The sequence below is a fragment of the Cupriavidus nantongensis genome, assembly GCF_041726985.1.
In the GTDB taxonomy this organism is placed as follows: Bacteria; Pseudomonadota; Gammaproteobacteria; order Burkholderiales; family Burkholderiaceae; genus Cupriavidus; species Cupriavidus nantongensis_A.
Window position 1 is genome coordinate 2,430,361 of record NZ_CP168302.1, and the last position, 15,109, is coordinate 2,445,469.

The window sequence follows — 15,109 nt, forward strand, 5'->3', positions numbered from 1 at the left end:
GAAACTGGCAAGAAGCCTAAATAGCGATTTTCATCGAGGGTCTTTCCATGAAGGATATCTACGTCAAGTTCGGCAGCCCGGCAATCAAGGGCGAATCGCAAGACAAGGACCACAAGGACTGGATCGAGGTCAACACCTGGAAACACAGCATCACGCAGCCGCGTTCGGCAACCGCGTCCACCGCGGGCGGCCATACCGCCGAGCGTTGCGAGCACGGCGAGATGGTGTTCACCAAGGATCTGGACGTGGTCAGCCCGCTGCTGTACCAGCACGTGTCGGGCGGCACCACGTTCGACGAAGTCACCATCGACTTCCTGCGTGCCGACGGTGAAGGCAAGCGGGTCAAGTACCTGGAAATCAAGCTGAAGAACGCCATCCTCGGCGCGGTGTCGGCCAACGTGGTAGCCGAGGGCATTCCGAGCGACAGCTTCACGCTGAAGTACGCTGCCGTGCAGTGGAAGTACACGCAGCAGAAGATCGGCGGCAACCAGGGCGGCAACTCCCAGGGCGCCTGGAGCCTGACCAAGAACGACAAGACCTACTCGGTCTGACGTTCCTGCAGTCAAGCCTTGCCGCGGCAGCGTTGCCGCGGCATTTGCTTGTTCGCTCCCATGAAAGGCTTTGAGCCCAGCCTGCTCGACAAGCTCTTCGACGACGAGCCGCACGCGCCGCTGCCCAGCGCGCTGCGGCAATTGTCGCTGGAGGAGCTGAAGGCAACGGTCGCACGCGACATCGAGTCGCTGCTGAATACGCGCATCGTCCATGAGGATGCCGATTTCAACGGCTTGCCCGAATGCCGGCGGTCGCTGCTGACCTATGGGCTCAATGACTTCGCGGGGCTGAGCCTGGCCAGCTTCGATGACCGCCAGTACATCTGCCAGTCGCTGCGCAACGCCATTGAGCGCCATGAGCCGCGCTTGCAGAACGTCAACGTCGCGCTGTCGGTCAACGAGCGGGCCACCAGTGTGCTGTGCTTTGGCATCAGTGCAGTACTGCTGGTGGGGCCCGCGCGCGAGCCGGTCAGCTTCGATGCCATGTTGCAGCCATCGACGCTGCAGTACTCGGTCACGCGAGGGCGGGGCTGAAGCGCGGCGGGTCGGGTTGGCGGTCGGAGCCACAGACCTCAATCGCTGCGTACCCGCCTTACTAGTGTCACCACCGGCCACACAGAATGGAAGACTTGCTGCCATATTACGAACGCGAACTGGCCTTCCTGCGCCGGTATTCGCGCGACTTTGCCGAGCGCTATCCCAAGATTGCGGCGCGCCTGGCAATGTCGGCCGATGGCTGCGACGACCCCCACGTCGAGCGGATGATCGAATCGTTCGCCTTCCTGTCCGCCCGCATCAGCAAGAAGCTCGACGACGAGTACCCCGAATTCACCGAAGCGTTGCTGGAGGTGCTGTATCCGCATTATCTGAGCCCGTTTCCGTCCTGTTCCATTGCGCATTTCGACGTGGCCGGCATGGCCGCGCAGTTGAGCGCGCCGGTCAAAGTGCCGCGCGGCACGTTGCTGACCACGCGCCCGGTGCGCAAGGTGGAGTGCCGTTTCCGCACGGCCTATGACGTGACTTTCCTGCCGTTGCGGGTCGCTGCCGCCGGCTTTGAGCGGGCTGTGTCCGCGCCGTCGACGGTGACCTTGCCGAATGGCGCCACGGGCGCCATCTCGATCGAACTGGAGTACCTGGGGGAGCAGGGCGGCTTCGATGCACTGGGCCGCCAGGCGGTGCGCGTCTACCTGGATGGCGAGCCGTCATTCGTGGCGGCGCTGGGCGACGCACTGTTCCTGCACGTGGCCGCGGCATATGTGGAAGAGCGCCCCGGTGTGTGGAAGCGCCTGCAGCGGGTGCCGCTGCGCGAAGTGGGTTTCGGCGCGGACGAGGCGCTGATCGACACCCCCGCGCGCTCGCATCCGGCATACCGTCTGCTGAGCGAGCATTTCGGCTTTGCCGAGAAGTTCAACTTCTTCGATCTCGACCTGGATCCGGTTCAGCGCGCGCTATCGGCCGGCGCCGCCGCGCGCCGCTTGACGTTGCACCTGGTGCTGACCGAGATCCGCAGCGACAGCAACACCGCGCGTCTGCTTGAAGGGCTTGGCGCGGCTCACCTGCGCCTGCACTGCACGCCGGTGGTCAACCTGTTCCGGCAAAAGGCCGACCCGATCCGCATCGAGCATACCGCCACCGCTTATCCGGTGGTGGCCGACAGCCGCCGGGCGCACGGTTTCGAGATCTATTCGATCGACCAGGTGCAACTGGTGCGTGAAACCGCCGCCAGTCACGACGTGGTGGAGTTCCGGCCGTTCTACTCTCTGCACCACGGTGAAGATCCGGGCAGCGCCGGCCATTACTGGATCGCCCGTCGCAATGCCCTGGTAGCGGAACGCAGCCCAGGCTTCGAGACCGAAATCTCCATCGTCGATTCGGACTTCGATCCCGCCAGCCCGCGCACGGAAACGCTGAGCCTGAGCGTAACCTGCACCAACCGCGACCTGCCCGCGCTGCTGGCGTTCGGCCAGCCCGATGGCGACCTGACCATGGAGGGCAGCTCGATCGCTCGCCGCATCAGCTTCCTGCGCAAGCCAACGCCGTCGATGCGGCTGAGCAGCGGGCGTTCGTCGCAGTGGCGGCTGGTTTCGCTGCTGGCGCTGAATCATTTGTCCCTGGTGCAGAACGGCCTGGCCACGCTCAAGGAGATGCTGCGCCTGCATGACCTGCCGCGCAGCGCGATCTCGGCGCGGCAGATCGAAGGCATCGTCGGCCTGGACTACAAGCCGACGACGCAGTGGCTGGCCGGCAAGCCGTTCGCCACCTTTGTACGCGGGCTCGAGATCCAGCTGACGCTGGACGAGGATGCCTTCGTCGGCACCGGCCTGCATCGCTTTATCCGGGTCATGGATCATTTCTTTGGCCTCTATGTCCACCTGAACAGCTTTGTGCAGCTGGTCGCGGTATCGCGCCGCGGCGGCAAGGAACTGGCAAGATGCGCACCCCGCAGCGGCGAATCGATCCTGGTGTAATCCGCACGCTGCTGCGGCAACCCTATCGCTATGAGTTCTTCCAGGCGGTGCGGTTGCTCGAGCTCCACTATGCGCGCGAAGGTGCCGGCACGCCGGAGCAGGTGCTGGCCACGCGCGTCGCCTTCCGCAACACCCTGTCGCTGTCGTTCCCGCCCAGCGAGCTGCAGTCCATCGAGGCCGCCACGGCATTGAATGGCGAACTGGATAGCGATGCGGCCTTTGCACAGGCCCTGGCCGATGGTGCGCTGGACCAGGTGTCGATCACGCCGACCTTCTTCGGGATGCTGGGGGCGCAGGGCGCGCTGCCGCTGCACTACACCGAGATCGTGGCGGAGCGCGAAACCCTGCGCCGCGACCGCGCCGCACGTGCCTTCTTCGATATCTTTTCCAATCGCGCCACGGCGCTGTTCTACCAGGCGTGGAAAAAATACCGGCTGCCGTTCCAGCACGAAGTCGACCGCAACCGGCATTACCTGCCCCTGCTGCTGTCGCTCGCCGGCATGGCGGACAAGTCGATGCGGCGCAGCCTGTCGGCCACTGCCGGGGTCGTGCATGACGAAGCGCTGGCCGGGTATGCCACCGCCGCGCGCCACCGGCCGGTATCGGCCGCCTATTTGCAGCAGGTGCTGTCCGACTACTTCCAGGCTGAAGTGCGCGTGGAGCAGTTCGTCGGCGGCTGGTACCAGGTGCCGCCGTCCCAGTATTCACGGCTTGGCGGCACCAACAACCTGCTGGGCGCCACTGCGCTTGCCGGGACTCGCGTCTGGCAGCGGGACCTGCGCGTGCGGATCTGGATGGGGCCGCTGGGCCGCGAACAGTATCGCAACTTTCTGCCCGGCGCCGAAGGCGCCCTGGCCTTGCGCAAGATGGTGACGGTGCTGTGCGGCGCGACGCTGGAGTACGAAGTCGGCCTGATCCTGCGCGCCAGCGACGTATCCGGCTGCGCGCTCGGCGCCGAGGGCAGCGGCAGGCTTGGCTGGGATACCTTCCTCAGCACCAGGCCCGCGCGCCATGACCGCAGCGATGCCCGCTACACGCTTGCCCCCGTGCACTAAGTACCAAGTTGATTTCGTCCCGATTTCGCCACTAACGCGCGCCACCAACGCGATTAAGACCTACCGGAGCCCAAGCCGCCATGGCCATTCCCCTCAAGACGTTGATCGCCAAACTGAATGCAAGCTGCCGGCAGGCCGCGGAGCGCGCCGCGTCGCTGTGCATGGCGCGCGGCAACTATGAGGTCGACCTGGAGCACCTGTTCCTGGCGTTGCTGGAAAACGCGCGCAGCGATTTCTCGGTGGCCGTGCGTGCCAGCGGCATCGATCCCTCGGCGCTGCAGCGCGACCTGGAAGCGGAAATCGCGCGCTTCAAGGACGGCAACACGCGCACGCCGGCTTTTTCGCCTTATCTGCCGAAGCTGTTCGAACATGCGTGGCTGATTGCGTCGCTCGACTCCCAGACCACCCGCATCCGATCCGGCCACCTGCTGCTGGCCTTGCTGACGGAGCCGGCGCTGGCGCCGCTGGCGGTACGCGGCTCGCATCGCTTTGCGGAGTTTGATGCGGATCGCCTCAAGCATGATTTCGACCAGCTGACCGCCGGTTCCGAAGAGCGGGAGCAGGCGGTGGATATTGCCGAGGGCAGCGGGATCACGGCAAACGCCAACGGTGCCACGGCGGCGCCCGCGCTGACCGCGACGCCGGCGCTCGACCAGTTCACCGTCGACCTGACCCAATCGGCGCGCGACGGCCGCATCGACCCGGTGATCGGGCGCGATGCCGAAATCCGCCAGGTCATCGACATCCTGATGCGGCGCCGGCAGAACAACCCGATCCTGACCGGCGAGGCCGGCGTCGGCAAGACCGCGGTGGTCGAAGGCCTTGCGCAGCGTATTGCGGTGGGCGACGTGCCGCCGCCGCTGCAAGGCGTGACCGTGCGTACGCTCGACATGGGGCTGCTGCAGGCCGGTGCCAGCGTGAAAGGCGAATTCGAGAATCGCCTGAAGAACGTCATCGAGGAAGTCCGCAAGAGCCCGCAGCCCATCATCCTGTTTATCGACGAAGCCCATACCATCATCGGCGCGGGCGGCCAGGCCGGGCAGAACGATGCCGCCAACCTGCTCAAGCCGGCGCTGGCGCGCGGCGAGCTGCGGACCATCGCCGCAACCACCTGGAGCGAGTACAAGAAGTACTTCGAGAAGGACGCCGCCCTGGCGCGGCGCTTCCAGGTGGTCAAGGTCGACGAGCCTAGCGAGACGCTGGCCGCAGCGATGCTGCGCGGCATGGTACCGCTGATGGAGCGCCATTTCGGCGTGCGCGTGCTGGACGAAGCCATCACCGAGGCGGTGCGCCTGTCGCATCGCTACATCAGCGGCCGCCAGCTGCCGGACAAGGGGGTCAGCGTACTCGATACCGCTTGCGCCAAGGTGGCGCTGGGGCAGAACGCTACGCCAGGCGCGATCGAGGACGATCGCAAGGCGCTTGAGCGCCTGGCCGTGGAACTGGCCGCGCTGCAGCGCGAGCAGCGCGTCGGCGCCGCGCACGGGGAGCGTCTGGCAACGCTGGAAGCTCAGCGAGCCGAACTGGAACAACGCGTGGCCGCCGCCGATGCGCGCCTGGCGCAGGAGCGCGAGCTGGTGGCGCGCATCCAGGCACTGCGTACGGCACGAGAGCAGGGCAACGATGCGGAGACGGAAGCAGCCGCCCCAGCCATGGCGGCCAACAGCGATGTGGTGGCAATGCCGCGCAAGGGCAGCCGCAAGGCAGCCGCAGCGGCCGCGGAACCCGACGAACTCGAGCGGCTGCTGGCGGAGCTTCGTGCGCTCCAGGGTGAGGCGCCGATGGTGCCGTTGCAGGTGGACGGGCACGTGGTTTCGGAGATCGTTTCGGCATGGACCGGGATTCCGCTCGGCCGCATGGTCAAGGACGAGCTGCGCACGGTGCTGAACCTGAAGCCCTTGCTGGCCGCGCGCGTGATCGGCCAGGACCATGCGCTGGATGCAATCGCCCAGCGCGTGCGCACCGCCACCGCGAACCTGGAAGATCCCAACAAGCCGCGCGGCGTGTTCCTGTTCGCAGGCCCGTCCGGCGTGGGCAAGACCGAAACCGCGCTGGCGCTGGCGGACATCCTCTACGGTGGCGAGCGCAAGCTCATCACTATCAACATGAGCGAGTACCAGGAAGCGCACAGCGTGTCCGGGCTAAAGGGGTCGCCGCCGGGCTATGTCGGTTATGGCGAGGGCGGCGTGCTGACCGAGGCCGTGCGCCGCAACCCCTACAGCGTGGTGTTGCTCGATGAGATCGAGAAGGCCCACCCCGACGTGCTGGAAATGTTCTTCCAGGTCTTCGACAAGGGCGAGATGGACGACGCCGAAGGGCGGCCCATCGACTTCCGCAACACCATCATCATCCTGACGTCGAATGTCGGCTCGTCGGCCATCATGCAGGCCTGCCTGAACAAGCCGGCAGAGGAATTTCCTGACGCCGACGCCCTGGCCGAGATGCTGCGGCCGACGCTGTACAAGGCCTTCAAGCCTGCCTTCCTGGGGCGTACCAAGGTAGTGCCGTACTACCCGATTCCGGACGACGTGCTGGTGGAGATCATCACGCTCAAGCTCGGTCGCATCCGCGACCGTGTAGCCGCCAACCACCAGGCGGAATTCCAGTGGGATAACGCGCTGGTCGAGGCGGTGCTGGCGCGCTGCACCGAAGTCGATGCCGGTGCGCGTGCGGTCGACCATATCCTGAACGGGACGCTGCTTCCGGAGATCGCGCAAACCGTGCTGGTGCGCATGGCAGAGGGCGGCGGCGTCGACAAGATCAAGGTCACCACGGGCAAGAACGGTGAGTTCAAGTACCGCATCAGCTGATATCTGCATGCGCAGACTGGTGACATCGCAGGAGTCATTCATGGTTGCAGCGACCGACCTGGCCAAACTGCTTGGCGCCGCCTTCTCGCAGGCCAACCGCCTGCTGCGCCTGCAGACGCCCCTTGGGCAAGACGCGCTGATGCCGGAGCAGCTGCAGGTGGCAGAGCAGCTGGACGGCGGCGGGTTCCGCATCGAACTGACGGCGGTATCGGACAACGCCGGCATCGAACCGCAAAGCCTGCTGGGCCAGGCCGTGCGCGTGGATTTGCTGACGCAGCGCAGCCGCACCACGTTGCGGCCTTTCCATGGCCACGTCACACGCTTCGAACGCGTCGGCGCAAACGGCGGGCTGGCGCGCTATCGCATCGTGATCGAGCCATGGCTTGCGTTCCTGCGCCACCGTCGCGACAGCTTCCTGTTCCAGGACATGTCGGTGGTCGACGTGGTCGACAGCGTGTTCGGCGACTACAACGGCCAGGGCAAGCTGGTGCCGGCGTGGCGCTGGGCGCTGCGCGACGCGTCGGCCTATCCGCGCCGCAGCATCGTCACGCAGTACGAAGAAAGCGACTTCGATTTCGTGACGCGCCTGCTCGCCGAAGAAGGCTTGTTTTACTACTTCGAACATGAAGCCGCCGACGGCGAGGCACTCGGCACGCACCGCATGGTGATCGCCGAGGCCAACGATGTCTTCCAGGACAACGAGCAGGCCAGCATCCGCTTCGGCCGCGCCGATGCCACCGCTGCCGAAGACGTGATCGACCGCTGGCAAGGCGCGCGCAGGCTGCAGACCAACGCCGTGGCCGTGGCCAGCTGGGACTATCGCGCCAAGGCGGTGCGCAGTGCCGAGGCCGGTGCGCCGGTCGAAGGCAACTCAGCCACCCCAGCCCTGCAGGACACCGACTATCCCGGCCAATACTGGTTCGAAGACGGCGACCAGGCGCAGCGGCATGCCCGGCAACTGATTGAGGCATTGGAAGTAAGGCGCCTGTCGTTCTCTGGCGAGGGCAGCGTGCGCACGCTGGCGCCCGCCAGCCGCTTCATGCTGACCGGCCATTATGACTACGAGCGCGTGCAGGGAGACGACGAGCGCCGCTTTGTCGTCCTGGCGGTGGCGCATGCGGCCCGCAACAACCTGCACGAGCGCTTCCGGGCCGTCATCGATCAATTGCTCGGGACCGGCCAGCCGCCTGAGGCGCCAGCCAAAGATACATCTGCCGCCGCGGACGTGCCGTTCTACCGCAATCGATTTACGGTTGTGCCGGCAAAGCTGCCATACCGCCCGCAGCAGCATGACGGACAAGGCCGGCAATTGCACCCGCGACCCACAGTCACCGGCGCGCAGACCGCCATCGTCATCGGCACGGACGGTCCCGTGCATACCGACCGGGACCATCGGGTAAAGGTCCAGTTCCACTGGCAGCGCGGCGCCCGCTCGGCCAGCCGGCTGTCTCATCCCGCCGGAGACGACAATGCCCGCGCCGAAGCCAGCCTGGGCACCTGGGTGCGCGTGGCAACCCCGGTTGCCGGCGCCAACTGGGGCGGCGTGGCATTGCCACGCGTCGGCCAGGAAGTGGTGGTGGAATTCCAGCACGGCGACATCGACCGCCCGGTCGTGATCGGCGCCGCCTACAACGGCCGCGGCCAGGCCAGCGCCCAGTACAACCAGAACCAGACCGGCGCCGCCAACGCCACCGGCAACGCCCCGGCGTGGTTTGCCGGCAGCAACGAGGCCGCCGATGGCAAACAGCAGGGTGGCGACCCGTCCAACGGCCAGCAAGGCCACGCCCACAATGCAGTGCTGTCCGGCATCAAGACCCAGGCACTGGGCCACAGCCAGGACGGTACCGGCGGCTACAACCAGCTTGTCTTCGACGATACCCAGGGGCAAAGCCGCACGCTGCTGTCCACCACGCAAGCGGCCTCGGCCCTGACGCTGGGCCACCACCTGGAACAGCGCGATAACGCCCGCCAGGCCCCACTCGGCCACGGCGCCGCGCTGGAAACATCAGACAGCGGCGCCTTGCGCGGCGGCGCAGGCATGCTGCTGACCGCGCACGGCGCCAGCACCAGCGTGCCCTTGCTCGACAGCGAAGGCGCTGCAACGCAGGTAGAAGCCAGCACCGAACTGCTGACCTCGCTCGCCGATGTCGCGCGCAAGCAGAAGGCGGACTTGCCGGACGAACCGGCTCCCGCCGAACTGCCGGCCATCGCCCAGCTGAAGCACACCACCGAAGTGCTGCGGCATACGGAAGCGGGAGCCGATGGCAAGGCCAGCGCCACTGCCTATAACGAGCCCCACCTGCAGGTGTCATCACCCAAGGGCATCGCCGCAACCACGCCTGCCGATGCTGTGCTGGTCGCGGGTACGCAGCTGACGGTGGCGGCGCAAAAGGATGCCAATGTGGCGGCCGGTGGGAATCTGTCGGTGGCGGTGGCTGATGGGGTTAGCTTGTTTACGCATGGTAAGGCTGGGGGTGAAGCCGCGGCTGGGATTGCCATGCATGCGGCGAGCGGGAAGGTGGGTATTGCCAGCTTGCAGGGACAGGGACGCATCGCCGCCGAAAAGCTGGTGACGGTGTCCTCGTCTCAGGGGGCGGTCAATGTGCAAGCGAAGGAGCATGTGCTGTTGAATGCGGCCGGGGCGCAGATCCGGGTGCTCGGGAACACGATTGAGGTGCATGCGCCGGGGATGACTACGTTTAAGGGGGGGCAGCATTTGTTTGTGGGGCCGGGGGGTAGCGGCAATAGTCATGCCATGCCGAACGGCAGCCTAAAGGGCTGCGATGTACAAGAGACGTATAGCGCCGCTGCCGGCGAAGCTTCTGTTTCCCGTTAGCACGTCATATGGTCCAAATGCAAGAACCCGTGCTGTCAACGCCTATGTCTGATCTAGGCGAAAGTCCCCGTCGGTTCCAGTTTATTACGCTGTGCAAGTCGCTAGCGCAAGGGTATGCCGACTTCGCCTCTAAGGCAGGCACCAGAGAACCTATCTGCGCATACTTGTTGCTTGATCGATGGAATGAAGCAGAGCTGGCCGAGGACTTTACTTCGCGCTTTCCCATTGAAGCAAGCCAGCGGATTGCTGTTCCAGACAGTCATTACAAGGGCCGTGAAGATTCCGCGCCTTGTTTAGTCCCCGTGCCTAGCGCTATGTTGCCTGCCCCGTCAGGTACGGGGTCGCTTGCGGAAGCCAAGGCACAGGAACAACTTGCGCGGTGGCTGGAGCTGACGTGGCAGCAGTCCCAAAAGCGGCTGGTGAGCATACCGCTCTGCGCCGTTCTTCTCTCTGACCAGCCCATTACAAAAGTCGCCGACCATTTCGCCCTTTTGGGAGTGCAGGTGCCGCCGACCGGCGGGCCGCCCAGACTCTTTCGATATCAGGATCCACGCGTAATGCAAAGGGTGTGGCCCCGGTTGTCCCCCAATCAGCAAATGCGATGGCTGGGGCCAGTCAGCCAGTGGTGGGCTATTGTCCAGCCATGGGGGGCCATGGACCTGGGTCAACTGGTTGGTGACGACTTGACCAATTCAGCAGATCCGCATTGGTTCTGTGCACTTGGCTCAGACGCCAGAGCCGCACCGCCGAGCGACCACGGGATTCACCAGCTTTTTCAGAAGGAACAATGGCAATGCGCTCACGGAACGTCGGCTGGCAATCTTGTGTGGCAAAGGTTTGCTATGGATGCCATCAGGCTTGAAGATCAGCTTGACGGCAGCCAAATGAACTCGCTACTTGATATGGGAAGCGCCCTTGGCCTGGCGAGCCGCGATCTGAAGGATTTTGTCTGGTGCAGTTGGCGCTATCGGGGCGAAGCACCCGCAGTAGACTGGCGCAACGAAAGATGGAAGTACATTCTAGACGGAGTGCTGGCCACAATCCGGAATGACCCAGATACAGGATTTGCTGAAGCGCTGCATGCGCAACTGTCCGATTGAACAGTGAGAAACCCATGACTTGTGCTACACCGTGCGAGCAATGCAACCGAAAAGGTCTGCCTATTCTGTTTACGCGCTATGCAGCGGCATACAGTCCTAGAGCTGAGGGAATGGAACTGCTCGAAGCCCATGCGCCGGGTGGGCAGTTTCAGGCCAATCCTGCCGGAGTTCCGCTGAAAACCGGTCGTTACGTCGTGCGCATGCTACGCACCGGTTTTCTGTACTTGTGCATTGAACGCGCGGGGGAACTGGAATGGAAAGGCTACGCAGTCCACCCACATGGTTACCTGAATGAATTTCCGGTGATGTTGCCGGAGAATGCTGCACCTAAAGTTGCCTGCGCACGCGAGGCGCGCCAGGCCAACAACAGTCTAGTGTGGCTGGAAGATGCCAAGAAGGTGTCGGCATTATGGTACATGTTCCATCCCGACCCTGTTGACCCCCGGCATTTGAAGCAGGAGCTCGAACCGAATCGTGCAAAGTACATGCAGCGCCTCAACGTCGCGGGCTGGCTGGGTGGCAACACACAGCAGAAAGATTCCTGTGAGCCGTCGGTACTCGACAAGCATGTGGTGGAGTACGCCGCCCTTCGCAATGAGTCATTGCAGCGTGTCGGAAATGAGCAATGCTTTGGTCTAATGGGCGCTACGCCTCGTGAGCGTGGTTGGGGCAGCTACGATGAACTGCGCGATGGCAAGCATTTCGTAGAAAATGGCGCGGGAGCTGTGGTTGGGATGGCAAAGGGACCGCATACCGTCCACGTCAAACAACCTGCATATGCAGAGGCTCATGGGCCGCGCCTTGAGGGAATTCGTAAGTTCCTGCTGGACAACAAAGGCGCCGTCGTAGCGTGTGAGGATGCCATAGGCATTGCACAGGAATTGAGCCTCCATCACCTCAGCGCTGCCATTCCCTATATGGATTGGTTGAAGGAGACGGACAGCAACAAGGTCAGCAACGAATGGAAAGATAGCGCCAGCCGCAGCATCCAGACAATCAAGGCAGCCTTGGAGAAGCAGGTAATCTCGACCTACGACGGTCAGACCGAAAACCTTCGTGACGTGCATGAACGGATGGGTGGGCACTATCCCGGTTCTGACAGTCCCATGCCCGTACGACTGCCGCGACCTGACGGCACCTACGAGTTGATCTCTGTACAGGAGCTAAATCGGCGCAGGCGAGAGGCAATCCAAAACGACATTGATACGCGCGTTGCGGAGCGGGACAAGGTCGAAAAGAAGGCAAACGAGGACGCTCTCGCGAAGATTGCCGCGAATTGCGACATGGCTGCCGTGCAGGCATTCGATGCACTGCACCAGAAGCAGATCGAGAAGCGCGATATGTTGCTGGACCGTCTTGCCGACGACCTGATCGTCTGGCTAAAGGCCGACAGCTTTATCGACAATGCATTGGCCCGATACAGTGCGACGGCTCCGATCGAATCGGGGGACGGTATGCGCTGTGCCGGCCAGTTGTGCGCCATCCTGCTTCAGCTTGACAACAGTAGCCGGGGGCGGGACTGGTATGCTGCCCTGGACACCTTTTCACCCGGTAAGAAGAATCTGGTTTGGCGGATGCTGAGCCTGAACAACGCTCAGGTAAGCCAGGAGTTGGTCACTGCGTTGCAGCGGCTTGCCGATCCTTTGCCGGTTCCCGGTCCAGCTATTGAAGAGGCCAAGGACAATGCCCGCACTCAAAAAGCATATGCTGACATGGTGGCGGCTTTGGGCTCCATGAGTAAAACGTTATCCAGTGCCGAGAAGCTGGACAAGGAATGGCGGACGGTTGTCGATAGCACTGCCAAGCCTGGACAGCGTATAGAGGCGCTGGTGAAAGTTGGCAAGGCGGCTAAAGATAGCATGGCAGCGGTCTTGTTCGCCGCTGTTGTGGGGAAGATCAAGGCGCTTGCGCCTAGCGGCATCGAAAGCGCGGTTGCCCAGGGGCAGGCATTGTTGCTGGCCCGAGGGCTTGGCGTTCAGGCGATGGCGTTTCTCAAGCAGCAGGAGGCCGAAGCACTTGATCGACCTTGGTTCAGGCAAGCCAATTCAATCCAGCGTCGGGTAGAGAAGAGGATCCGTGACGGGGGCGCAAAGGGCGCTATGCCAGAATTGCGATTAAAGCATGCTGTCTGTGCGATCACGGCGCTGTCTATCTTTCCGGCAATCGGCCGTGCGGACACACGCCGCGATACTCGAACAACGACGGAATTGGCGGGAGCATTGGCTTCACTAGTGGGCACGCTAAAGGAAGCGAGGGCAGATTTCTACGAAAAGGCTCTATTCAAGACTGTGCCAGACTGGGCATACAAGACACATCGGGCTGGTGTTGCAAGTGTTGCAGAGGGTGAGCTTATTCGACTCAAGGGTGCGGCGGCGCGGTTCGTTGCCGCGGGGATGGTGGTTGGCGTGGTATGGGATGCTGTCGATGCCACCACAGCGCGAAGAGAAGGTGAACGTAGTTTGATGGCGGCATACTTAGGTCGACTAGCCCTCGGTGCCGGTGGGGTTTACACGACCATCAAGAGCGCACGCTATGTCAAAGCGGCATTAATATTGACGCGATTGAACCTTGCGATTGCCGTAGCGACAGTGGTCCTGACATTGGCGATCAATAAATTGAAAGGTGAGGCGTGGGTAAATTGGTTGAAATCGCAGCCGTTTCGACAGAAAAATAGCCAGAAGGTGCCTTTTTCTAGTGAGGATGAGACGTTGGATAAGCTGGCCGACGCATTGGCTGAAATGGCATAATTTAGGGATCCGCAATGTTCGATTGTGAATCAGTTTTCTGGCTACATCAAAAAAAGCATGGTAGGAAAGAAGCCATTGAATATGTGGCTGATGTAAATAAATATACAAAATTTCATTTTCCGAATGAAAAAAGTAATGCGAGTTCATCCTCGGTAAATCCTAGTCTTAATTTCACTAGAACAATATTTGATTATAATGAACATTTTATAGAGCTTTCTAACCTTGGTGAGGAGGATCGCTCTTTGGAGTTTCTGCTCTCCATTATTTATCTCGCTGTTTCATTGATTCCCGCTGCATTTATGTTGATGGATATTGTAGAGGGTGGGCCATTCGATCTGGCATTCTTTTTTGTGGCTGCGATTGTTGGGTGTGCAATTATTTTCGGCGTATATTTTTGGCCTATACAAATCACGCCGAATTTCTTTACTAATCTTCGTGCTCGTTATCGATTCAATCGCACGACGCGTAAGGTCTATGTTCTTCGGCCAAGTCGTTATGGGGGTAACGTGGTCCTTGACTGGGATCGGGTGCGGGCTCATCCAAATTGGTGTGCACCGCGGGAGATGGAGCCCGACGAAATCGATGATCGGGACGCACGCCAGCGCCGACAAGACAATGCCGGGGGGGAATTTCGGATGCGAGGCCTCGTGTTGTATTGGCCGCCGTTGAATCGTGATGATCCGGAACGGAAGGGAGAGGACGTGCTATGGGTTGGCCCCAAACTTGCGGGGGAACACCTTTGGCAATATATACGTACCTTCATGGAAGAGGGCATCGACACAGTACCGGCTCCCAATAAGCATGAATGGCTTCGTAAAGGGTTTCATACTCCTTCACAACATATCGAGGAAACCGAGTTAGGCCCATCCCGGGTGCTGGACGAGATTGGTGGACGAGGCAGTAACTCGGCTCAGACGCAAATCACTTTTATGATGACAGCAATCTGGTCGCCGTTGCATTGCTTGGCTGAACGCCTGTGCAAGTGGCCTACCTTCCCAGAGGAGTGGAACAGCGACTGCGGCCAAAAACGCCGAGAGAGCGGGATTGGGCCGGAAGAGCCGTTACGGTGGAAGGCTGTTCGCGAAACTAGTAGGAAAGGGCAAGGCGAATCGGTACCTGTTTGAATGGTAGCGCTGCAGCGGGAGCAACGAGCCGGTGCCGCGCACGCGGGCGGCCTCGCAGCGCTGGAGGCGCAGCGGACCGAACTCGAGCAACGCGCAGTCGCAGCCGATGCGCGATTGGCACAGGGCCGCGAAGCGGTGGAGGATCCAGGCGCTGTGCACCGCGGGAGGCGGACATTGCCAATACGGCCATAGCCGCCAACATCGATGTGGTGGCGATGCCAAGGAAGGGCCGGAAGTCTGTTGCAGCCGCCGAACCTGACAAACTCGGCCGGGCTTTTGGCCGAACTACGTGTCCTCCAGAGTGATACGAGTGAGACGCCGATGGTGCCACTTCAGGGGCGGACAAATGCTCTCCGCGATCGTATTCCATGGACCGGAATTGTCCCCGCCGCAATGGTCGAGGGAACCTGAAGCCCTT

The 15,109-nt window shown here is 62.3% G+C and carries 9 protein-coding genes; all 9 read left to right on the forward strand.

Annotated features, from left to right (window positions below):
- The first annotated feature begins 47 nt into the window (after positions 1 to 47).
- The 9 genes from ACEI37_RS10685 to ACEI37_RS10725 all read left to right on the forward strand — a co-directional run bounded on the left by ACEI37_RS10685 (position 48) and on the right by ACEI37_RS10725 (position 14,691).
- Positions 48 to 551 carry a type VI secretion system tube protein Hcp gene (locus tag ACEI37_RS10685; protein WP_012355844.1) on the forward strand — a complete coding sequence of 168 codons (504 nt, stop codon included), beginning with the start codon at positions 48 to 50 and terminating at the stop codon, positions 549 to 551.
- A 60-nt stretch (positions 552 to 611) separates the two neighbouring features.
- Positions 612 to 1,085 (forward strand): type VI secretion system baseplate subunit TssE, encoded by a 474-nt coding sequence (tssE, locus tag ACEI37_RS10690; RefSeq protein ID WP_012355845.1) that lies wholly within the window; start codon positions 612 to 614, stop codon positions 1,083 to 1,085.
- Positions 1,086 to 1,171: 86 nt separating this feature from the next.
- Positions 1,172 to 3,019, forward strand: a complete 1,848-nt coding sequence (gene tssF / locus ACEI37_RS10695) for a type VI secretion system baseplate subunit TssF (RefSeq protein WP_373376678.1) — start codon at positions 1,172 to 1,174, stop codon at positions 3,017 to 3,019.
- Positions 2,983 to 4,074: a type VI secretion system baseplate subunit TssG gene (tssG, locus tag ACEI37_RS10700; RefSeq protein WP_373376679.1), complete on the forward strand. Its 1,092-nt coding sequence runs from the start codon at positions 2,983 to 2,985 to the stop codon at positions 4,072 to 4,074. The genes tssF and tssG overlap by 37 nt, the downstream gene beginning before the upstream one ends.
- 80 nt (positions 4,075 to 4,154) lie before the next feature.
- Positions 4,155 to 6,884, forward strand: a complete 2,730-nt coding sequence (gene tssH, locus ACEI37_RS10705) for a type VI secretion system ATPase TssH (RefSeq protein WP_373376680.1) — start codon at positions 4,155 to 4,157, stop codon at positions 6,882 to 6,884.
- A gap of 40 nt (positions 6,885 to 6,924) precedes the next feature.
- Positions 6,925 to 9,720, forward strand: coding sequence for a type VI secretion system Vgr family protein (locus ACEI37_RS10710; protein WP_373376681.1), 2,796 nt, complete (start codon positions 6,925 to 6,927; stop codon positions 9,718 to 9,720).
- A 167-nt stretch (positions 9,721 to 9,887) separates the two neighbouring features.
- The gene (locus tag ACEI37_RS10715) at positions 9,888 to 10,820 is read left to right on the forward strand and encodes a DUF4123 domain-containing protein (protein ID WP_373376682.1); all 933 of its coding nucleotides are present in this window, start codon (positions 9,888 to 9,890) and stop codon (positions 10,818 to 10,820) included.
- Positions 10,821 to 10,834: 14 nt separating this feature from the next.
- Positions 10,835 to 13,567: a T6SS effector BTH_I2691 family protein gene (locus ACEI37_RS10720; protein ID WP_373376683.1), complete on the forward strand. Its 2,733-nt coding sequence runs from the start codon at positions 10,835 to 10,837 to the stop codon at positions 13,565 to 13,567.
- 14 nt (positions 13,568 to 13,581) lie between these two features.
- Positions 13,582 to 14,691 carry an MFS transporter gene (locus tag ACEI37_RS10725; protein WP_373376684.1) on the forward strand — a complete coding sequence of 370 codons (1,110 nt, stop codon included), beginning with the start codon at positions 13,582 to 13,584 and terminating at the stop codon, positions 14,689 to 14,691.
- The last annotated feature ends 418 nt before the right edge of the window (positions 14,692 to 15,109 follow it).

What these genes read in the sequence shown, in the direction of transcription:
- tssG (WP_373376679.1), top strand. Translation starts at nt 2,983, where the DNA reads ATGCGCACCCCGCAGCGGCGAATCGATCCTGGTGTAATCCGCACGCTG.
- tssH (WP_373376680.1), top strand. Translation starts at nt 4,155, where the DNA reads ATGGCCATTCCCCTCAAGACGTTGATCGCCAAACTGAATGCAAGCTGC.
- ACEI37_RS10720 (WP_373376683.1), top strand. Translation starts at nt 10,835, where the DNA reads ATGACTTGTGCTACACCGTGCGAGCAATGCAACCGAAAAGGTCTGCCT.
- ACEI37_RS10725 (WP_373376684.1), top strand. Translation starts at nt 13,582, where the DNA reads ATGTTCGATTGTGAATCAGTTTTCTGGCTACATCAAAAAAAGCATGGT.
- tssF (WP_373376678.1), top strand. Translation starts at nt 1,172, where the DNA reads ATGGAAGACTTGCTGCCATATTACGAACGCGAACTGGCCTTCCTGCGC.
- ACEI37_RS10685 (WP_012355844.1), top strand. Translation starts at nt 48, where the DNA reads ATGAAGGATATCTACGTCAAGTTCGGCAGCCCGGCAATCAAGGGCGAA.
- tssE (WP_012355845.1), top strand. Translation starts at nt 612, where the DNA reads ATGAAAGGCTTTGAGCCCAGCCTGCTCGACAAGCTCTTCGACGACGAG.
- ACEI37_RS10710 (WP_373376681.1), top strand. Translation starts at nt 6,925, where the DNA reads ATGGTTGCAGCGACCGACCTGGCCAAACTGCTTGGCGCCGCCTTCTCG.